The 19314-nt window shown below is 67.5% G+C and carries 17 protein-coding genes; 5 read left to right on the forward strand and 12 right to left on the reverse strand.

Annotation, left to right across the window (positions count from 1 at the left end):
- The first annotated feature begins 6 nt into the window (after positions 1–6).
- Both J7500_RS17060 and alr read left to right on the forward strand, forming a co-directional pair.
- Positions 7–1599 (forward strand): MFS transporter, encoded by a 1593-nt coding sequence (locus J7500_RS17060; protein ID WP_294063202.1) that lies wholly within the window; start codon positions 7–9, stop codon positions 1597–1599.
- 10 nt (positions 1600–1609) lie between these two features.
- Positions 1610–2638, forward strand: a complete 1029-nt coding sequence (gene alr / locus J7500_RS17065) for an alanine racemase (protein ID WP_294063204.1) — start codon at positions 1610–1612, stop codon at positions 2636–2638.
- On the opposite strand, the gene J7500_RS17070 is transcribed toward alr, so the two are convergent.
- The 4 genes from J7500_RS17070 to J7500_RS17085 all read right to left on the reverse strand — a co-directional run bounded on the left by J7500_RS17070 (position 2635) and on the right by J7500_RS17085 (position 9433).
- Positions 2635–3636, reverse strand: a complete 1002-nt coding sequence (locus J7500_RS17070; protein WP_294063205.1) for a 2OG-Fe(II) oxygenase — start codon at positions 3634–3636, stop codon at positions 2635–2637. The genes alr and J7500_RS17070 overlap by 4 nt on opposite strands.
- Before the next feature lie 70 nt (positions 3637–3706).
- Positions 3707–6994, reverse strand: coding sequence for a TonB-dependent receptor (locus J7500_RS17075; protein WP_294063207.1), 3288 nt, complete (start codon positions 6992–6994; stop codon positions 3707–3709).
- A 207-nt stretch (positions 6995–7201) separates the two neighbouring features.
- Positions 7202–8374 carry an acetyl-CoA C-acetyltransferase gene (locus J7500_RS17080; RefSeq protein WP_294063208.1) on the reverse strand — a complete coding sequence of 391 codons (1173 nt, stop codon included), beginning with the start codon at positions 8372–8374 and terminating at the stop codon, positions 7202–7204.
- Positions 8375–8410: 36 nt separating this feature from the next.
- On the reverse strand, positions 8411–9433 hold the full coding sequence (locus J7500_RS17085; RefSeq protein WP_294063330.1) for an alpha/beta fold hydrolase: 1023 nt from the start codon (positions 9431–9433) through the stop codon (positions 8411–8413).
- Positions 9434–9504: 71 nt separating this feature from the next.
- On the opposite strand from J7500_RS17085, the gene phaR reads away from it, so the two are divergent.
- Positions 9505–10062, forward strand: coding sequence for a polyhydroxyalkanoate synthesis repressor PhaR (gene phaR, locus J7500_RS17090; protein WP_294063209.1), 558 nt, complete (start codon positions 9505–9507; stop codon positions 10060–10062).
- 20 nt (positions 10063–10082) lie between these two features.
- On the opposite strand, the gene J7500_RS17095 is transcribed toward phaR, so the two are convergent.
- From J7500_RS17095 to J7500_RS17105, 3 genes are all read right to left on the reverse strand, one after another.
- Positions 10083–10700: a TRIC cation channel family protein gene (locus J7500_RS17095; RefSeq protein ID WP_294063211.1), complete on the reverse strand. Its 618-nt coding sequence runs from the start codon at positions 10698–10700 to the stop codon at positions 10083–10085.
- A 30-nt stretch (positions 10701–10730) separates the two neighbouring features.
- Entirely contained in the window at positions 10731–11768 is a 1038-nt protein-coding gene (locus J7500_RS17100; RefSeq protein WP_294063212.1) for a methyl-accepting chemotaxis protein, read from the reverse strand.
- 90 nt (positions 11769–11858) lie between these two features.
- A complete protein-coding gene (locus J7500_RS17105) occupies positions 11859–12641 on the reverse strand; it encodes a methyltransferase (RefSeq protein WP_294063332.1) in 783 nt (260 codons plus the stop codon).
- 19 nt (positions 12642–12660) lie between these two features.
- Between J7500_RS17105 and J7500_RS17110 the strand changes: the two genes are divergently transcribed.
- On the forward strand, positions 12661–12921 hold the full coding sequence (locus J7500_RS17110; RefSeq protein ID WP_294063213.1) for a hypothetical protein: 261 nt from the start codon (positions 12661–12663) through the stop codon (positions 12919–12921).
- Here the strand turns inward: J7500_RS17110 and J7500_RS17115 are convergent.
- Together J7500_RS17115 and J7500_RS17120 are read right to left on the reverse strand one after the other, a co-directional pair.
- Positions 12915–14069, reverse strand: a complete 1155-nt coding sequence (locus tag J7500_RS17115) for an aspartyl protease family protein (RefSeq protein ID WP_294063214.1) — start codon at positions 14067–14069, stop codon at positions 12915–12917. The two genes, J7500_RS17110 and J7500_RS17115, sit on opposite strands and share 7 nt — an antisense overlap.
- 104 nt (positions 14070–14173) lie before the next feature.
- Positions 14174–15721 (reverse strand): CpaF family protein, encoded by a 1548-nt coding sequence (locus J7500_RS17120; protein WP_294063215.1) that lies wholly within the window; start codon positions 15719–15721, stop codon positions 14174–14176.
- Positions 15722–15871: 150 nt separating this feature from the next.
- Between J7500_RS17120 and J7500_RS17125 the strand changes: the two genes are divergently transcribed.
- Complete coding sequence (locus tag J7500_RS17125; protein ID WP_294063217.1) at positions 15872–16315, forward strand: hemerythrin domain-containing protein; 444 nt, start codon at positions 15872–15874, stop codon at positions 16313–16315.
- 145 nt (positions 16316–16460) lie between these two features.
- Here J7500_RS17125 and J7500_RS17130 read toward each other — a convergent pair whose 3' ends face one another.
- The 3 genes from J7500_RS17130 to J7500_RS17140 all read right to left on the reverse strand — a co-directional run bounded on the left by J7500_RS17130 (position 16461) and on the right by J7500_RS17140 (position 19217).
- On the reverse strand, positions 16461–16712 hold the full coding sequence (locus J7500_RS17130; protein WP_294063218.1) for an ATP synthase F1 subunit epsilon: 252 nt from the start codon (positions 16710–16712) through the stop codon (positions 16461–16463).
- A gap of 126 nt (positions 16713–16838) precedes the next feature.
- A complete protein-coding gene (gene atpD / locus J7500_RS17135; RefSeq protein ID WP_294063220.1) occupies positions 16839–18311 on the reverse strand; it encodes a F0F1 ATP synthase subunit beta in 1473 nt (490 codons plus the stop codon).
- Between the two features lie 27 nt (positions 18312–18338).
- Entirely contained in the window at positions 18339–19217 is an 879-nt protein-coding gene (locus J7500_RS17140; RefSeq protein ID WP_294063222.1) for a F0F1 ATP synthase subunit gamma, read from the reverse strand.
- Between the last annotated feature and the right edge of the window lie 97 nt (positions 19218–19314).

Consider the following 19314-nt stretch of genomic DNA (forward strand, 5'->3'; position numbering starts at 1 on the left):
AGCGCGATGGCCGCAACATACGGCGAAGCCGGACCGACGAAGAAGGACATGCGGCTGGTGATCGCCGCGTCCTCGCTGGGCACGGTGTTCGAATGGTATGACTTCTTCATCTACGGCACGCTCGCCGCGTCCGGGATCATCGGTCACACCTTCTTCCCCGCGGGCAACGAAGTGCTCCAGACATTGCTCGCCTGGGCGGGCTTCGCGGTGGGGTTCGGCTTCCGGCCGCTCGGCGCGATCCTGTTCGGCTATCTGGGCGACCGGCTGGGGCGCAAATATACCTTCCTGATCACCATCACGCTGATGGGCATGGCGACCGCCGGCGTGGGGCTGGTGCCCAGCTATGCCGCGATCGGCATGGCGGCGCCGGTGCTGATCATCCTGTTGCGGATCGCCCAGGGGCTGGCGCTGGGCGGCGAATATGGCGGCGCCGCGATCTATGTCGCCGAGCATTCGACCGACGGGCGCGCGGGCTTCTACACCAGCTTCATCCAGGCGAGCGTCGTGGGTGGCTTCATCCTCAGCCTGGTGGTGGTGCTGCTCTCCAGACTGGTGCTGGGGGATGTGTGGGCCAGTTGGGGATGGCGCGTGCCTTTCCTCTTCTCGCTGGTGCTGCTCGCGGTATCGCTGTGGATGCGACTGAAGCTGTCCGAGAGCCCGGTGTTCAAGGCGATGAAGGAAGCGGGAGAGACAGCGGCCAATCCCTTCCTCGAGAGCTTCACCTATCCGGGCAACTGGCGGCGGCTGCTGGTCGCGCTGTTCGGCATCGCGGCCGGGCTGACGGTGATCTGGTACACCTCGATGTTCTCGGTGCTGTCGTTCCTGCAGGGGCCGATGCGGCTCGATCCGACCGCGGCGCAGCTGATCACCGGCGGGACGGCGATCGTCGGGCTCGGCTTCTTCATCTTCTTCGGCCACCTCTCGGACCGGATCGGGCGCAAGAAGCCGATCGTCTGGGGCTATGCGCTGACGCTGGTGCTGCTCTTCCCGCTCTTCTGGGTGATCGGCAGTGCGGCCAATCCCGGACTGGCCGAGGCGGCGCGGCGGGCGCCCGTGGTCGTCTCGGGCCCGCAGTGCCGCTACGATCCCTTCGCCACGACGCAGCCCGACGAGTGCGGCCGGCTGCTCGACCATCTCTCCAAGCGCGGTGTCGCCTATCGCACCGTGCGCGCGCCGGCAGTGACGCTGTCGGTCGGCGGGACGCCGGTGAGCGATCTCAGCGCCGATAGCATCGACGCGGCGCTGGCGAGCGCGGGCTACCGGCTCGACAAAGTAGTGCCGCCTGCCGGGAATATCGTGGCGATCGTGCTCGCGGTGCTCGGGCTGATGGCGCTTTCGGGCGCGACCTATGGACCGGTGGCAGCGCTGCTCAGCGAGATGTTCCCCTCGCGCATCCGCTACAGCTCGATGTCGATCCCCTATCATATCGGCACCGGCTATTTCGGCGGCTTCCTGCCGCTGATCAGCAGCTACATGGTCGCCAAGAGCGGCAATCCCTATTCGGGGCTCTGGTACACCTTCGCGGTGGTGGCGATGGCGCTGCTGGTGACGGTGTTCGGGCTGAAGGAGACGGTGGCGCGCGCGGGCTCGCGACGCTAACCGGTCCGGCATGACTCATGCCCCGCTAAGGCTGCGCCTCGACGGCGCGGCGCTCGTCGCCAACTGGCAGCTCCTCGCGCGGCTGAGCGGCAGCGCGGCGTGCGGCGCGGCGGTGAAGGCAAACGGCTATGGGCTGGGCGCGCGCGAAGTCGTGCGGCGGCTGGCCGAGGCGGGGTGCCGCGACTTCTTCGTCGCGACCTGGGCCGAGGCGGCGGCGCTCGCCGGGCAGGGCGTGGGCGTGTCGGTGCTCCACGGCGCCCGCGCCGCGGACATGGCGGGCGAGCTGCCGGCGGGCGTGCGCCCGGTGCTCAACACGCTTCAGCAGGTGCAGCGCTGGCGCGAAGCCGGCGGCGGCGCCTGCGACGTGATGATCGACACGGGCATGAACCGGCTCGGCATCGCGCCCGAGGATGTGGCGGCGGGGGCGCTCGACGGCCTCTCCATCGACACGCTGATGAGCCATCTCGCCTCCGCCGACGAGGACGTGCCGCTCAATGCCCGGCAGCGCGAGGCGCTGGCGGCGATGCGGGGGCGGACTTCGGCCCGGCGGCTGAGCCTCGCCAATTCGGCGGGGATCGCGCTGGGGCCGGACTATCATTTCGACCTGACCCGCCCGGGCATCGCGCTCTATGGCGGCAAGCAGCGCGCGGCGCACGACGGCATCCGCCAGGTGGTGACGCCCGAGGCGCAGATCCTCCAGCGCCGCCGCGTCCGCGCGGGCGACATCCTCGGTTACAACGCGACCTGGACCGCGCCCGCGGACACCGAAGTGGCGATCCTCAACATCGGCTATGCCGACGGCTATCTGCGCTGCTTCTCGGGCAAGGGCCGTGCCTGGGCGGGCGACCGGCTGCTGCCGGTGCTGGGGCGCGTCTCGATGGACCTGACCGCGGTCGGCGTCGACGCGGCGCCGGAGCTGGGCGAGGGCGACTGGGTCTCGCTCGACTATGCGCTGCCCGAGACGGCGGCGCTCAGCGGGCTTTCGCAGTACGAGCTGCTCACCGGCCTGGGACCGCGCTTCGACCGCGTCTGGGGCTAGCCCGCCGGGGCAGCCGCGCGCGCTTCGTCCGAAAGCTCCCACGCGCTGGTCGGCCGGGCGCGGATCCAGCGCGTCGCGATCCACTTGGTACCGCTGATAACAGGTAGCCCGGCGTGGCGGCTGAGCGGTTCGGGCGCGCCCTGCGCATCGACATTGTCGAACACCAGCAGGTCGCCCGCGCCCGGCGCGACCTTGATCCCCAGCAGCGGGAACTCGGTCTCGCCCCCAGTGAAGTTCGCGTTGAGGTAGAGGATCGCGGTGCGGATGCGCTGGTTGCTCACCGGCGAAGGGAGCGTGTCGAGGTGGGGGCGGTATTGCTGGCCGGGGGCGTAGCGCAGCACGGTCAGCGGCTCGCCCTGTTCCGTCGCGGTGCCGGTCGCGGCGGCGATGCGGCGGTTGATCGCCTGCACCACCAGCGATTCCTGGGTGGGGCCCACCACCGCATTGTCCGAGCTTCGAATCGGGTGCGCGATCATCTTGCCAGAACGAGGGTCGAAGACGCTCGCGGGCTGGAGAAAATTGGCGGTCAGCGAGGCGATATGGACGCATTCCTCGGGCGTGCAAAAGCGTGCGAAATGCTCGATGCGCGGCTTCGGGTGGAGCGGAGCCGATTGCGGGAGCTCGCGAGGCGCGCCGTCCTCGTCCAAGTCCATCTTCCTGAGAAGCTCGAGATATTCTGCAGCCAGGGGGTCCTTGCGGGCGGCGCGGTCGAGCAATTGCGCGGCGGTCTTCCAGTCGGCCGTCCCGCCGCTGCCGTTGGCAGTGAGGGCAATCTCGATCAACGCCGCATCGGCGTGGCCGAGGGCGGCTGCCCGACCGAGTAAGTGTCGCGCTGCAGGCAGATCGCGCGCGAATATCGTCCCGCTCAGATGCCAGACCGCCAGCTGCATCAGCGCGTCCGTGTCGCCCGCCGCCGCTGCCTGCTGCAACAGGGCGTAGGCGTCGTCGCTTCGCCCCTGTTCCAGACAGTGTGTCGCAAGCTGCAAGGGCTTCACCACGGTCGCTCCCACCGGGACAAAAAGGGGCGGAGTTTCCTCCGCCCCCTGATTAACGTGCATTCGCCCCGGATCAAAACCGTGCGCGGAAGCCCGCGTAGAGCGTCCGGCCGCGGATGTCGTAGATCGCGCTGCCCGCACCCGTCGCGGTGCTGCCGAGCGGAGGCACCTTGTTCATGATGTTGTCGACGCCGGCATAGAGCTGGAAGTCCCGCGCGAAGTCGTCGAGGTTCTTCAGATCCCAGGTGAACCGCACGTCGTGGTAGAACACTTCCGGATACTGCTGGATGTCCGCATAATCGAGGTTGTTCGGCGGACAAGTCGTCGAACATGCCGCCGGCAGCTCGTTGAAGTCTTCGTACGCGTTCACATACATCGGGCCGATATAGTGCAGGCGATAGCCGAAGGTTACGCTGCCCATGTTCAGATCCGCGTCCAGCCGGAACTCGTCCTTGGGATCGCCGAGCTCGCTCAGGATGCGGTTCTCGAAATCGGGCAGCGACGGGTTCTCGTAATTGCTCGATTTCAGGCCGTGTACGTAGATGATGTTGGTATCGAGACGGATATCGTCGCTGAGCTGCGCACGGTACGTCAGGTTGACGTCAACACCCCGACGGATGCGCTTGGCAAAGTTGACCGGCGCCGAGACCAGCGAGTTGCCGAGGATCTGACCGGGCTGTTCGCCCAGCGCCCCGACGCCCGGCCCCTGCCAGCGCGAGAACACAGCGCAGAGCGGGTTGTCGAGGCTCGGCTGATCGTAGCAGCCGTTCGCAATGGCTTGCGCCGTAAGCGAGACAATGACGTTGTCGACCTGAATGTCATAATAGTCGACGCTCAGCGAGAGGCCGGGCACGAACCGCGGCTGGAAGACGCCGCCGATCGTGAGAGACTTCGACACTTCGGGCTGAAGGTTCGGGTTGCTGCCGCTGATGATCGGTAGCGAGTAGGCGGTATTCGGAAGGCCCGCCAGCAGGCCCCCCAGATCGGCGGCGCAGTTCGCCTGACGATTGGGATTGTTCGCAATCTGCCCCGACGCGCACGGGTCGAGGAAACCCGGTGCGAAGTTCGGCACGGCCGGGAAGCCGGTTTCCGACACGTTGGGTGCCCGGACGGCCTTGCCGTAGCTGGCGCGGAAGCGCAGGTCTTCGACCGGAGCCCAGTCGGCGCCGACATTGTACGTCCAGACGGTGCCCACGGCGCCCTTATAGTCCGAAACGCGGCCCGCGCCGGTCAGCGAGAGCTGGTGGAAGAAGGGCGTGTCTTTGAGGATCGGAATGTTGAGCTCCGCGAAGGCTTCCTTCACTTCGAATGCCGGCGGGTCGAATTCACCCACGATCACCGCATTTGTGGCGCCACTCTCCACGAACGGGTCGTTCTGGTAGCGCGCCGTCTCGCGACGATATTCGCCGCCCAACGCGAAGCCGATCGGACCGCCGGGAAGTTCGAAGAGCTGGCTCGAATCGCCACCGACGAAGCCGAGCACGTCGAATTGCGTCATGCTGGCCTTATGGCGGGCGTTGTAGGTGAAGTAGTTCGCGGCGGCGCTGTTATCGGCGGCACCGAACGGATTGTAGGGAACGCAGGCTGCGATATCGGAAGCGAGCCGTGCGTCGCTGCCGGCGAACGCCACTCGGGCGGCAGGATCGAACTGGGCGCGGCACTGGATCTGCCCGGTTGTGGGATTGCGCCCGGCGTCGAGCGACAGCAGGAAGCGCTGGCGGTCGAGATAGCCGTAGGTCACGGTCTCTTCGGTGAACTTGCCGTAGTTCGCCGAGAGTTCGTAATTCCAGTCGTCATTGAACGTACCGCGAACGCCACCCACGATGCGGTAGGTGTCTCGTTCGAACTCCTCGTCGCGGATGCCAGAGTCGGCGAGCTGACGCGCAACGACGAAGCGATAGGTGCCCGCGGCGATCGCTGCGCGATCCGCGGCGTCCAGCGGGCCCGTAATGCCCTGGCCGCTTCGCGTGGTACGGTTGAACGACGAAGCGATCCCGGTGACATTGCAGGGCGCGCTCAGGCTCGGGTTGCAGCCCGAGGCCAGAATCGCGTTGGCAATCGTGGCACGGTCGCCCGCGCTCAGGAACGGGTTGTCGAGGCGGATGCGTTCGCGAATGTCGAACTGCGTGAACTGGCCCTGGATGAAGGACGGACCCGCGTTCGAGCCGAGCGTATTCACGCGATTCCACTTGGCTTCGATGAACGGTTCGAACGCGTCGCTGACCCTGAAATGCGCCAGCAGGTTGAAGTTGAGGCGCTGCTGATAAGGCATCACCGAGAGGAGCTTGTCCTCGCGGCCAGTCTGCCCGTTGCCGCCCAGGATCGTGCCGATGACGCCCTGGCCCAACCGCGTGCCGGTCTGCGGCGTCAGCGCGCCGCCGGGAGTGAACACATAGGTGCAGTTGTACGGCGTGCCGACGGTGCTGCCGGAACCGATGCCGGGGGCGCCGTTGGTCGAGCCGAGGCCGGTGCCGCAAAGCGGACCCGAGCCCGACTGCGTGACGGGCACGAGCCCGTAGCGATGGATAGAAGCGCTGCGAATATCGCGGACGAAAGCGCGATCGGGGAAGCTGTCGCTGCCGTTCGCCAGTCCTGCGGTATCGACGTCGATCACCGCGAGACCGTCCTGACTCGCGAGCCACGGAATATCGGAGCCGAACACGCGCTCCTGATGCGCATATTCTCCGTGCAGCACGATGTTTCCGCGGCCTTCGGCGAAATTCTTGCCGACCATCGCCGAGACGTACTGATTGGCGCCGAAGCCCTCGTCAGAAATACCGCTCGAGCCGCGAACCTGCACGCCATCGAAACTGTCGCGAAGAACGAAGTTGACGACACCGGCGATCGCGTCCGAGCCATAGGTGGCCGACTGGCTGCCGGTAACGATGTCGATACGTTCGATCAGATCGTTCGGAATCGAGTTGATGTCAGGCGATACGGCATTGTTGAGGATGTCGGCCGCGACGTGGCGCCGACCATTGACCAGCACCAGCGTACGCGAAGTGCCCATCCCGCGAAGGTCGAGCAGGTTCAGGCCGGCAATGCCGACGCCGAGGCCGGGGTTCTGCTGGGCAAAGGTGCTGCGCAGCTGCGGAAGGTTGTTCAGCGTGTCGCCGACGTTCGTCTGCGCCTGCTGGAAGATCTGATCGCCGGAGATCGACGTGATCGGCACGTTCGATTCGAGGTTCGGGCGACGGATGCGCGAGCCGGTGACGACGATCTGCTGCTGAGGTTCGTCGGTCGACTCGTCCTGTGCGTCGGCAGCTTCCTGCGCCGTCGTAGCGGCAGTGTCGGCGGTCTGCGCGAACGCGACCTGCGGGAGGAGGAAGGAGGCGCTGGCGAGTGCCGTCGCGCCCAGCAAACGGGAGAGTTTCATATTGTGCCCCTTGTCAGGCTGAATGCCCGATGAACACATTGGGGCGCAGGGGCAGGGCCCGCGCAAGCGCAATTATATTGCGTCGCGGGATTTGTTTCCCGATGTTGCAGACGAGCAACATTACTGAAACAAAATGTAACAAGGGCCAGGGGAGCGGCCCGCCGGACCGCCCCCTCTTGCCTCAAGGGCGCCTCACCGCTCGACGCACATGGCGATGCCCATGCCGCCGCCGATGCACAAAGTGGCGAGGCCCTTCTTCGCGTCGCGCTTCTGCATCTCGTAGAGCAGGGTGGTGAGCACGCGCGCGCCGCTGGCGCCGATCGGGTGGCCGATCGCGATCGCGCCGCCGTTGACGTTCACCTTGTCGGCGTCCCAGCCCATGTCCTTGCCGACCGCCAGCGCCTGGGCGGCGAAGGCTTCGTTGGCTTCGATCAGGTCGAGGTCGGCAACGGTCCAGCCGGCCTTCTCCAGCGCCTTGCGGCTGGCGGGGACGGGACCGATGCCCATGATCGACGGGTCGACGCCGGCCGAGGCCCAGCTCGCGATCCGGGCAAGGATCGGCGCGCCGCGGCGTTCGGCCTCCTCGCGCGACATCAGCACCAGCGCGGCAGCGCCGTCGTTGAGGCCCGAGGCATTGGCGGCGGTGACGCTGCCGTCCTTCTTGAACGCCGGGCGCAGGCCCGCGACGCCTTCGATCGTGGCGCCGGCGCGGATATATTCGTCGTCGGCGACCACGGTGTCGCCCTTGCGGCCCTTGATCGTCACCGGCGCGATCTCGTCCTTGAAGCGGCCCTCGGCGCGCGCCTTCTCGGCGAGGTTCTGCGAGCGCACCGCGAAGCCGTCCTGCGCCTCGCGCGTCACCTGATACTGCTCGGCGAGATTCTCCGCCGTGATGCCCATGTGATAGCCGTTGAAGACGTCGGTCAGGCCGTCCTTGATCATCGTGTCGACCAGGCTGAGGTCGCCCATCTTGGTGCCCGGGCGCAGCGTCTGCGCATGCGGGCTGAGCGACATGCTCTCCTGCCCGCCGGCGACGACGATCGTCGCGTCGCCCGTCGCGATCGCCTGATAGGCCAGCGCCACCGCTCGGAGCCCCGAGCCGCAGACCTGCTGCACGCCCCAGGCGGGCACTTCCTTGGGAATGCCCGCAGCCATCGACGCCTGGCGCGCCGGATTCTGGCCCTGCGCGGCGGTGAGAACCTGGCCGAGGATCACTTCGGAGACTTCCTCGCCCGAGACGCCCGCCTGTTCCAGCGCAGCCTCGATCGCGACGCGGCCGAGCTCGTGCGCGGGCGTGGCGGCGAAGGCTCCGAGGAAGCTGCCCACCGGGGTGCGCTTGGCGGCAGTGATCACGATATCGGCCATGGAAGGGGACTCCGGATTAGGCGTTACGTTCGGCGGCTATCTAGTAGGCCGAACGTCCCTTAGCCAGCCTGCAAGCGGTTCCCACAGCGCTGCCCGTGCGCGGCCGCCCACGATCATCCCGACATGCCCCATCGCCAGCTCGCGAACCTCGCCGAAGCGCGCGGCGCTGGCGGCGGGGACGATGCGATCGGTGGTCGAGACGAAGGACAGGGCAGGGCAGGCGAGCGCCTGCGGATCGACCGCACGGCCCTCGATTCGCCAGCGGCCGGTGCCCGGCAGATCGGCGGAGAAGAAGTCGTCGAAAAGCTGACGTCCCGCGCCATAGGTGAGCGGCGCGCCGGCATTGGCCCAGTCCTCGAGCGTGACGAAGGCCCGGGCCTCGGCGCTGCCCGGGGCGAGCCGGGCGAAACGCTCGAACTTGGCGACGGTGCGGCGCGGATCCAGCCGCCAGAAGCCCGACTGGAGCACCTCCATCGGCACCAGCCCGAGCTGCTCGCAGGTTGCATGCGCCTGGTCCCACAGCTCGGCGATCGGTTCGAGTGCCTCGCCATAGCCGGTGAAGCGCCAAGGCGCGGCGATGTTGACCAGCCCGGCGGCCGGATGCGCCGCTGCCGCCGCGGTGGCGAGTGTACCGCCGAGGCAATAGCCGACCAGCACCGGCGGCGAATCGAGGCTGCGCAGAAGCGGTAGCAGCAGCTCGGTGATATGCGCGTCGACGTCCTGCGCGCGGTCTTCGGGGCCGGGGCTGCCCCAGTCGACCAGCAAGGGGCAGAAGCCCTGCCGCGCGAGCCAGCGCAGCAGCGAATTGCCGCGCGCGAGGTCGAGGACCAGCGGCGGATTGATCAGCGAGGGGACGAACACCACCGGCATGCGGCCCCTTCCCGCCGCACCGCCATAATCGCGCAGCACCGCGCGACCCGCTCGTGCGATCGCCGGCTTGAGCGGGCGCGGTGCGGATCTTTCCGCCTGTTGATAGGCACTTAACCCTGCCAGCGCCGCCGTGCGCCGCTCGGGTGATGCTGCAGTCTCGCTGCGCAGCAGCTCAAGAAACAGCGGCAGGGGGCGCGGTCCGTGTTGCGGCGCGGAAAGAAAGGGTGTTAGGTGTATGCCAGTCACGTCCGGGGGTGTGCATGAAGAAGGCAGCTAGTGGCAACGGTCCGGTGATCATCAAGAAGTACGCCAACCGGCGGCTCTACAACACCGAGACCTCGTCCTACATCACGCTCGACCACCTTGCCGCGATGACGCGCGAGGGGCGCGACTTCAAGGTCGTCGACGCCAAGACCGACGAGGACATCACGCACAATGTCCTGACCCAGATCATCATGGAGGAAGAGGCGCGCGGCCAGACGATGCTGCCGGTCAGCTTCCTCCGCCAGCTCATCGCGCTCTATGGCGATTCGATGCAGGCGATGGTGCCGGGCTATCTGGAAGCCTCGATGGAGAGCTTCCGCCGCAACCAGGAGCAGTTCAAGTCGGCGGTCGAGGGCGCCTTCGCCAACTCGCCCTTCGCCGAGATCGCCAAGCGCAACATGGCCATGTTCGAAGCCGCGGCCCAGGCGTTCAAGCCCGGCGCGACGCCGGCAGCGCCTGCTGCGGCAGCCGAGGAAGGCGCCGAGGACGACGTCGCCGCGCTCAAGGCCGAGCTCCAGCGACTGCAGGACAAGATCGAGAAGCTCGGCAAGTAACGCGGTGCGCAGCGGGGGCGTCAATGCCCCCGGTGGGGCGACAGCGCCAGCCGCCAGCGGATCGCCGCCCCGCGCAGGGCGAACCCGGCCGCGAAGCCAGCCAGCGCGGGCCAGGGCATCGCGACGCCCGATATCGTCAGCACGATGAACAGCGCCGCGGCGAGCAGCGCGGCGGTGACGTAGAGCTCGTGCCGCATCAGGATCGACGGGACGCCGGCGGTGATGTCGCGGATGACGCCGCCAATGCATGCCGTGACGACGCCGGCCGCAACCGCCGGGATTGGCGGAATGCCATAGTCGAGCGCCTTGCCGGCGCCATAGACCGCATAGGCGGCGAGCCCCGCGCCATCGAGCCATTCGAGCGCGCGCTCGGGCCACCAGCGCAGCGGGATCGCCCAGGCGCCCAGCGCGATGACCACGCACAGGATCACCGGCTTGGGGTCGTGCATCCAGAAGACCGGCGCGCCGATCAGCAGGTCGCGCAGCGTGCCGCCACCCGTCGCAGTGATCAGCGCGAAGAAGCAGGCGCCGACGAAATCGAGCCGCTTGCGCGCGGCAGCGAGCGCGCCCGACGCCGCGAAGACGGAGAGGCCGGCGAGATCCAGCCAGGGAAGGAGCAGTTCGAACCCGAGAGCCACGCCGCCGCATAGGCGCGGCCGCGGCCAGTGTCACGCCAGGTGGATCTGGCGCGCCCTGAGCCCGCCGAGCGCGGCCTCGATGTCGGCAGTGCTCGGCATTTCCTGCTCGATCACGCAACGCAGCCCCAGGCCGTGGAAGCCGAGATATTCGGTCGCGGCGGCGAAGGCGACCGTGGAGTCGCCGCGCACCTCTGCGCCACGCACCGCGCGCGCGGGGAGGGCGATCTTCTCGCCGAAATGCGCGCCCTGCGTGTCGGCGACGACTCGGTCGGCTTCGTCGACGATCGAGATGCGCGTCCGCTCCCAGTCGCGCTCGGAGAACAGCGAGCGATCGGCGAGCATCTGAGCGATGTGCCGTTGCCAGTCATATTCGAGATAGAAGGCGCCCTCGGGCGTGCCTTCATGGCCGCGGCTGCGCACGCCGGTGACGAACACGAGCACCGCGCGGTGATCGGACCAGGGGTTCTGCCACACTTCGTCGGTGAACCATTCGTCGCTGTGACGGCTGCCCATCGCACGCAGGAACTGCGGCGCCTTGGACAGGTCCGCCTGGCGCACGCGCGCGGTCGGGTTGGACGAGAGAAACACCTGGCCGCCGGCGTTGGCGACAAAGGTATTGAGATAATAGGGCGAGGCGCGGGTGAAGAGCGCGAGCCGCTCCTGCGCCGCCGCGACCTTGGCGGGGGTGGGGTCTATCGTCGCGGCGATCACTTCGGCGTCCGCGGCCATCACGCGCAGGTCGACGCTCCGATCGAACAAATGGCGCGTGACGTTCTGGATCAGCGCCTGGGCAAGCTCGACCAGCCGCGTGCCTTCGATCTCGCCGACCATCTCGTCGGCGATGCCTGCGCCCATCGCGATGCGTTCGCGCACTTCGGAGCGGAATTCGAGCGAGCTGCTGCGCGCCTGCTGTGCGAGTGCCTTCACTTCCTGCGCGACGACCGAGAAGCCGCGGCCGGCTTCGCCCGAGCGGGCGGCCTCGATGGCGGCGTTGAGTGCGAGGAGGTTGGTGCGCGCCGCAATCTCCTCGTTGCGGCTGGCAAAGCTGTCCACGTCTTCGCGGAGCACGGAGAGGAGGGTTCGGATTCGGCGTGGCACGAACGTCGTTGCTATACCGCAATGGTTAACGGCTGGTGCACTGCAGCATCCGGATTTTGCTCAGCCCGGCTTTTTGAACTTGAGCGTCATCCGATCGCTTTCCCCGATCGCCTCGTATTTGGCGCGGTCGATGTCCTTGAGCCGATAGCTGGGGGGCAGCGTCCAGACGCCGTCGGGCCAGTCGGCGGTGTCGCGCGGGTTGGCATTGACCTCGGACGCGCCGGCGTCGCGGAAGCCCGCCTGCTCGGCGAGGCGGCGCACGGTCGAGACCTTGATGTAGCCGCTGTTCTTCTCACGCTCCTCGCTCGCCGACTCGGGCAGCCGGTGGTCGACGACGCCCAGCGTGCCGCCGGGCTTGAGCATCGCGTACATCTGGCGGAACGCCTCGGCGGCATAGTCCTGCCCGCCGCGCTGATAGCCCATCCGCCAATTGTGGACGTTGCGGAAGGTGAGCACCACATCGGCGGTGCCGTCGGGGACCTTGGGCTGGCCATCGGACCAGGGGAAGGCGGCGAGCTTCACCGCGCCATAGGTGGTGGCGTCCTTCGCCTGCAGCCCCTGCACGCCCTTGAGTCCATCGGGCCAGGGGCCGGCGGCGTAGAGCGTACCCTTCGCCCTGGTCAGGGGAGCGAGGATCTCGGTGTACCAGCCGCCGCCCGGCCAGATCTCGACCACCGTGTCGCCGGGCGAGACTCCGAAGAAGCTTAGCGTGTCGAGCGGGTGGCGATATTTGTCGCGCGCCAGATTGGCGGGCGTGCGAGTCGGCGCGGCCACGGCCTGGGCGAGCGTCTGCCGCTGCGTGCGCGGCTCGCGCGCGGCAACGCTGGCAATGGCGATCACCATGGTGGCGACGGCGACGATCGTGAGCGACTGGCGCATGGCCTTTCCTCGTCCGGATGCCTATGGGCCCATGTGGGAGTTTTTCGGAACGATGCAACAACAATTGTTGTGCGGTGCGGTAGCCGCTTTGCTGGTTGCGGCGATCAGCGGGCTGGGTGAGCGCCGCCGGCGCCGGCGGCGTAAACTGGACGATGTCGGGCTGGTGCCCTGGACGACGGTCCAGATGGTCGCGCTGGTCGCCGCAGTCGTGCTCGGCAGCCTCGCGCTCAACTTTCCTCAGTAGAAGCTTCGCAGCGTCAGCGTCCGATCACCGCCGCCGCACAAAGTGAGGCGGACGGTACGGCCCGGCGGTCCCACCGCCCAGTCGACCGTGCCGCTGGCGCGGACCTGGTCGGCCACCGAAACGCCGTCCGCCGCGCAGATCGTCTCGCCCGCGCGCCAGCCTCCCTGTTCGGCGGGCGAGCCGCGCATGACGTGGAGCACGCGGAGCGCCTTTCCGGTATAGTCGAGCAGCAGCCCGCTGGTCGATCGCACCACCGCCTCGTCGGCTGCCTTGCCGGCACGGAGCACCATGCGCTTCGCATTGGGGTCGAGCAGCACGCGGTAGCGCAGCATCAGTCCCGTCCCGATCCGCCCCGCGGTGCCAATGCTCGCCGAAAAGCCGTCCGCGGGCTCGATGCGCACTTCGGTTTCGCGGGGCGCCATCCCCGCGATCGATAGCGAGGAGACCACGACCGTGTCGGTGACGACCGCGCCGCCCATGCCCCATCCCAGCGTAGTGGTGACCCTGCCCTCGGCGCGAGTCGATCGCCACGCCGCGCGGCTGAGCGTGATCGCCGCGCCGTCGCCGGTGTCGACCACCATGGGGTGCAGCCGCGTACCCGCCAGCTTCACTTGGGAGACATAGATGCCCGATCGCGGCATGCGGTCGAGCGGCGCAGTGGCGCCCGAAAAGGGCAGCCGGCCGCTCGGCAGGATGCGGAATCGGCGGTTGTCATAGTCGATGTCGAGCGCGCAGCAGCCGAGCACGTCGGCGCCCACATAGAGATCGGTGCCGAATCGCTCCTGCCCTAGCGCGGTCGAGATGCCGAGCCGCCCGCCGCGCCGCTCGAGCCCGCCGAACGCGATGCTCGATACCCGCGCCCAGGCCACTTCCACCGATCCGCCGATGGCGGTGGCGGGCTCGCGGGCATCTGGCTGCAGCCCCGCCTCGGCGGCGAAGCGCGGCGTCGCCACCGTGTCGCTGAGTCCGGTGTCGAGAATGGCGCGGGCAGGGCGCCCGTTCACGTCGACCGTGAAGCGGATCTGGTTGGTCGGCGTGAGCTCGAACCCCACCCAGCGTGTCTCGGTGTCAGGCGCGAGCGTGATGGCGGCTGGGGGCGCGGCCTGCGGTTGGACGATCGCGAGCGCGAGGGGCAGCGGTAACATCATCGGCAGGGTTAGGCCGTCGTTTCGCCTTCGTCATCTCCGCGAAAGCGCGGAACCGGACCCAAGGGCAGGCTTCTTGTCCGCCGACGGCGAACGCCGAGCCGATCTCAGAGGCACGCCTCGAGCAGCGCCTGGTCGAAGCCGAACTGCTTGGCCTTCTCCAGCGTATAGGGGCGCAGGCCCATCGAGCGATACTCGCCGATGATCTTGCCGTCGGCGCTCTCGTCGAGATACTCGAACTTGAACAGCTCCTGGGTCACGATCACCGGGCCTTCCATGCCGATAACCTCGGTGACGTTGGTCACGCGGCGCGAACCGTCGCGCAGGCGCTTCACCTGGATGATCAGGTCGACCGAGTCGGCGATCTGGCGCGAGATCGCTTCCTTGGGCACCTTGATGTCCGACATCATCACCATGTTCTCCATACGGGCGAGCGCCTCGCGCGGAGAGTTGGAGTGGAGCGTGCACATCGAGCCGTCGTGACCGGTGTTCATGGCGGCGAGCATGTCGAAACACTCGCTGCCGCGAATCTCGCCGAGGATGATGCGATCCGGGCGCATACGCAGCGCGTTCTTGACGAGGTCGCGGATGGTGATCTCGCCCTGACCCTCGAGGTTCGGCGGGCGCGTTTCGAGCGGCAGCCAGTGCGGCTGCTGCAGGCGAAGCTCGGCCGCGTCCTCGATCGTGAGCACGCGCTCGCCCGGGTCGATCATCTTCGACAGGGCGTTGAGCATCGTCGTCTTACCCGAGCCGGTACCGCCCGAGATCACGATGTTGAAGCGGCTCGCGCCCGCGATCTTGAGCGCGGTGGCCATCTTCTGGCTCATCGATCCGCCGCTCGCCATCATGTCGAGCGTGATCGGCTTGGCCGAGAATTTACGGATCGAGATGGCGGTGCCGCGCAAGCTCAGCGGCGGCACGATCACATTGACGCGGCTGCCGTCCTTCAAACGGGCGTCGGCGAGCGGCGTGGTCTGGTCGACGCGGCGACCGACCGAGTTGCAGATGCGCTGGGCGATCTGGAACAGATGCTCCTCGTCGCGGAACTGGATGTTGGCGAGCTCGAGCTTGCCCTTGCGTTCGACGAAGGTCTGCTCGGGGCCGTTGACCATGATGTCGCTGACCGCCGGATCCGACAGCAGCTCCTCGAGCGGCCCGAGGCCGAGCAGTTCGTCGACCAGCACCTTTTCGAGCGCGAACTGCTCGCGGCGGTTGAGCGTGAGCTTCAGCTCGGCGAGCACTTCGCCGATGATCGGGCGGAATTCCTCGGCGAGCTCGTCCTTGCTCAGCGTCGCGGCCGCCTCGGGATCGACGCGCTCGAGCAGGCGGGGGAGGACCTGTTCCTTGATGCGGTGGATCGAGGCCTCGAATCCCTCGACGCGCGAATTGCCCTGCTCGCCGGTCGCCGCCTGACGGTCGGCCAGGCGCTGCATCGCGTCGCTGTTGGGGCCGCTCGCGGCGGTGTCACCCTCGGGGAACGCGCCGCCGCCGGGCAGCGGCACGGCGTTGAGCGGCGGGAACTGCTCGCCGCCGAGCGGAACGGGATCGGGCTGGCGCGCACTGGGCGAGGAGCCGTGCATCGGCCGCGCGACACCGAACGCCGGACGTCCGCCCGTTGCACCACCCAATCCGTTGCGTCGTCCGAAAGCGCTCATCGAATGCTCTGCAATCCCCGGTGTCTCGGCCCGAGGAGTAGCGCGCCAAGGCTTTAGAATTGCCTAACCACGCCACCATGATGCCCGGCTCGGCAACCCGCGCGCGGTCGCTTCGTTGAGCGCCTGCAATCATTCCAAAGGAGAGTGTCGATGGAGATCACCAAGGCGCTGCATACCGACCATATGGAGCTCAAGAAGCTCCTGCGCACGATCACGAGCAGCGAGGAGGCGGACGAGATCACGTCCGCGTTCGAGGAATTCGCCGCGCTGCTCAAGAAGCACGCCCGCGCCGAGGAGAAGGTGGTCTATGAAAAGCTCGTCGGCCAGTCGGACGAGGAGGTCCAGCAGGACGGCTATGAGGGCTATACCGAGCATATGCTCGCCGACACGCTGCTCGCCAAGCTGAAGGAAGGCGCCGACCCGCTATCGCCCGAATGGCAGGCCGAGGCCAAGGTGATGAAGGAAATCCTCGAGCACCACATCAAGGAGGAGGAGGACGCGATCTTCTCCGACGTGCGCGAGACCTTCGAGATGTCCGAGCGCAAGGAGATGGGCGAGCAGTTCGAGGAACTGAAGGACGAGATACCGGCCTGATTTGCGCGAGAGCCAAAAATGTCATCCCCGCGGAGGCGGGGACCCAGGGTTCGCAAGCAACGCAGCTCGTGGCTCTGGGTCCCCGCTTTCGCGGGGATGACGTTATTTTGGGTTGTGCTCGGACGGGCCTTTCGGCCCGTGGATCTCAGCCCGCCTTTTCGGCGAGGACCGTCAGGCCCTTTTCGTTCACTTCCGCGAAGCCGCCCTCGATGCGGATCGTCTCGGGAGCCGAGCCGCCCGACTTGTAGATCTCGAGGTTGCCGTCGCGGATCGTCGACATGAAGGGCGCGTGGCCTTCGAGCACGCCGAAGTCGCCCTCGGTGCCGGGAACGACGACCATGTGCACTTCCTCCGAGCGGAGGAGCTTTTCAGGCGTGACGAGTTCGAAGTGGAGCATTTTTCTGTTCCTAAGCCCCTCCCCTTCAGGGGAGGGGTTGGGGTGGGCAGTAATCGCGGGCGGAGCGGCTCATGGAGAGTCCACCACCCCAAACCCCTCCCCTGAAGGGGAGGGGCTTAAGGCAGATTACGCCTCGCCGGCGAGCTTCTTGGCCTTCTCGACCGCCTGGTCGATGCCGCCGACCATGTAGAAGGCGCTCTCCGGCAGGTGGTCGTACTCGCCGTTCACCACGGCCTTGAACGACTTGATCGTGTCCTCGAGCTGCACGAACGCGCCGGGGATGCCGGTGAAGACTTCGGCGACGTGGAACGGCTGGCTGAGGAAGCGCTGGATCTTGCGGGCGCGCGAGACGGTCAGCTTATCCTCTTCCGAAAGCTCGTCCATGCCCAGGATCGCGATGATGTCCTGCAGCGACTTGTACTTCTGCAGGATCGACTGGACGGCGCGCGCGGTCTCGTAATGCTCCTGGCCGACGATGCGCGGCTCGAGCACGCGGCTGGTCGAGTCGAGCGGGTCCACCGCCGGGTAGATGCCGAGCTCGGAGATCGCGCGGTTGAGCACGGTCGTCGCGTCGAGGTGGGCGAACGAGGTCGCCGGCGCCGGGTCGGTCAAGTCGTCCGCGGGGACGTACACGGCCTGCACCGAAGTGATCGAGCCCTTGTTGGTCGAGGTGATGCGCTCCTGCAGCGCGCCCATGTCGGTCGACAGGGTCGGCTGATAGCCCACGGCCGAAGGAATGCGGCCGAGCAGCGCCGACACTTCGGCGCCCGCCTGGGTGAAGCGGAAGATGTTGTCGACGAAGAACAGCACGTCCTGGCCTTCGACGTCGCGGAAATATTCGGCGATCGTCAGGCCCGAGAGCGCGACGCGGGCGCGGGCGCCCGGCGGCTCGTTCATCTGGCCATAGACCAGCGCGACCTTCGAACCCTCCGAGACGGCATTGCCGTCGGCGTCCTTGGCGATGACGCCCGCGTCGAGGAACTCGTGATAGAGGTCGTTGCCCTCACGGGTGCGCTCGCCCACGCCGGCGAACACCGAGGTGCCGCCATGGCCCTTGGCGATGTTGTTGATCAGTTCCTGGATGAGCACGGTCTTGCCCACGCCGGCGCCGCCGAACAGGCCGATCTTGCCGCCCTTCGCATAGGGCGCGAGCAGGTCGATGACCTTGATGCCGGTGACGAGGATCGCGCTCTCGGTCGACTGGTCGACGAACTCGGGAGCCTTGGCGTGGATCGGCGACTTGAGGTCGGTGTTGACGGGCCCGCGCTCGTCGATCGGCTCGCCCACTACGTTGAGGATGCGGCCGAGCGTCGCCGGGCCGACGGGGACCGAGATCTGCGCGCCGGTGTCGGTCACGGTCTGACCGCGGGTCAGACCCTCTGTCGAGTCCATCGCGATCGTGCGGACGGTGTTCTCGCCCAGGTGCTGCGCGACTTCGAGAACCAGGCGGTTGCCGTTGTTGTCGGTCTCCAGCGCCGAAAGGATCGCCGGCAGCGCGCCGTCGAACGCGACGTCCACGACCGCGCCGATCACCTGCGAGATGCGGCCTACATTGTTGGTGCCCGTGGCGGGGCTGGTCTTGTCAGCGGCGGTTGCCATCGTCTGCTTCCTTGCTTCTGATCTGTCTTAGAGCGCTTCGGCGCCCGAAATGATTTCCACCAGTTCGGTGGTGATCGCGGCCTGGCGGGCGCGGTTGTACTGGATCGACAGGCGCTTGATGAGGTCGCCCGCGTTGCGCGTGGCATTGTCCATCGCAGTCATCTTCGAGCCCTGCTCCGACGCCGCATTCTCGCGCATCGCGCGGTAGATCTGGATCGCAACGTTGCGCGGCAGCAGGTCGGCGAGGATCTGCTCCTCGTCGGGCTCATACTCGACCACCGCGCCGGCCTCGGCGCCTTCGGTGGCCGCGGGAATCGCCACGGGGATGATCTGCTGCTCGGTCGGCTCCTGGGTCAGGACCGACTTGAAGTGCGAGTAGAAGAGGTGCGCAACGTCGAACTCGCCCGCCTCGAAGCGGGCGATCAGGTCGTCGGCCCAGGCGCGCGGTTCGGCGAAGCCGAGCTTGCCGAGGTCACCCGGCTCGATCGAGTGGACGATGTCCTTCGGGAAGGCGCGGGCCAGCACCGCGCGGCCCTTGCGGCCGATCGTGTAGAACTTGACCGTCTTGCCCTCGGCCACCAGCTCCTGCGCGCGGCGACGGGCGAGGCGGGCGATGTTGGTGTTGAACGCACCGGCCAGGCCGCGGTCCGAGGTCGCGACGACGAGCAGATGGACCTGGTCCTTGCCCGAGCCGGCGAGCAGCTTGGGCGAAGTCTCGTTGATCGTCACCTTCGACGCGAGGCTGGCGACCACGCTCTCGAGGCGCTGCGCATAGGGACGGCCGGCCTCCGCCGCTTCCTGCGCGCGGCGCAGCTTGGCGGCGGCGACCATCTTCATCGCCTTGGTGATCTTCTGGGTCGACTTGACCGAGTTGATCCGGACTTTGAGTGCCTTAAGAGAGGCCAACGCTTTCTTCCTTCTCGTGCCCCTGCGAAGGCAGGGGCCCAGGGTATTCGAGCGAGTCGTTTGCGACTCTGGGCTCCTGCTTTCGCAGGAGCGCTAG

Source organism: Sphingomonas sp. (assembly GCF_017744835.1).
In the GTDB taxonomy this organism is placed as follows: domain Bacteria; phylum Pseudomonadota; class Alphaproteobacteria; order Sphingomonadales; family Sphingomonadaceae; genus Sphingomonas.

Bases quoted from the DNA above. Each gene is read 5' to 3' on its own strand.
- J7500_RS17130 (WP_294063218.1), bottom strand. From the start codon at position 16,712: ATGCTCCACTTCGAACTCGTCACGCCTGAAAAGCTCCTCCGCTCGGAG.
- phaR (WP_294063209.1), top strand. From the start codon at position 9,505: ATGAAGAAGGCAGCTAGTGGCAACGGTCCGGTGATCATCAAGAAGTAC.
- atpD (WP_294063220.1), bottom strand. From the start codon at position 18,311: ATGGCAACCGCCGCTGACAAGACCAGCCCCGCCACGGGCACCAACAAT.
- J7500_RS17060 (WP_294063202.1), top strand. From the start codon at position 7: ATGGCCGCAACATACGGCGAAGCCGGACCGACGAAGAAGGACATGCGG.
- J7500_RS17125 (WP_294063217.1), top strand. From the start codon at position 15,872: ATGGAGATCACCAAGGCGCTGCATACCGACCATATGGAGCTCAAGAAG.
- J7500_RS17105 (WP_294063332.1), bottom strand. From the start codon at position 12,641: ATGGTGATCGCCATTGCCAGCGTTGCCGCGCGCGAGCCGCGCACGCAG.
- alr (WP_294063204.1), top strand. From the start codon at position 1,610: ATGACTCATGCCCCGCTAAGGCTGCGCCTCGACGGCGCGGCGCTCGTC.
- J7500_RS17120 (WP_294063215.1), bottom strand. From the start codon at position 15,721: ATGAGCGCTTTCGGACGACGCAACGGATTGGGTGGTGCAACGGGCGGA.
- J7500_RS17115 (WP_294063214.1), bottom strand. From the start codon at position 14,069: ATGATGTTACCGCTGCCCCTCGCGCTCGCGATCGTCCAACCGCAGGCC.
- J7500_RS17080 (WP_294063208.1), bottom strand. From the start codon at position 8,374: ATGGCCGATATCGTGATCACTGCCGCCAAGCGCACCCCGGTGGGCAGC.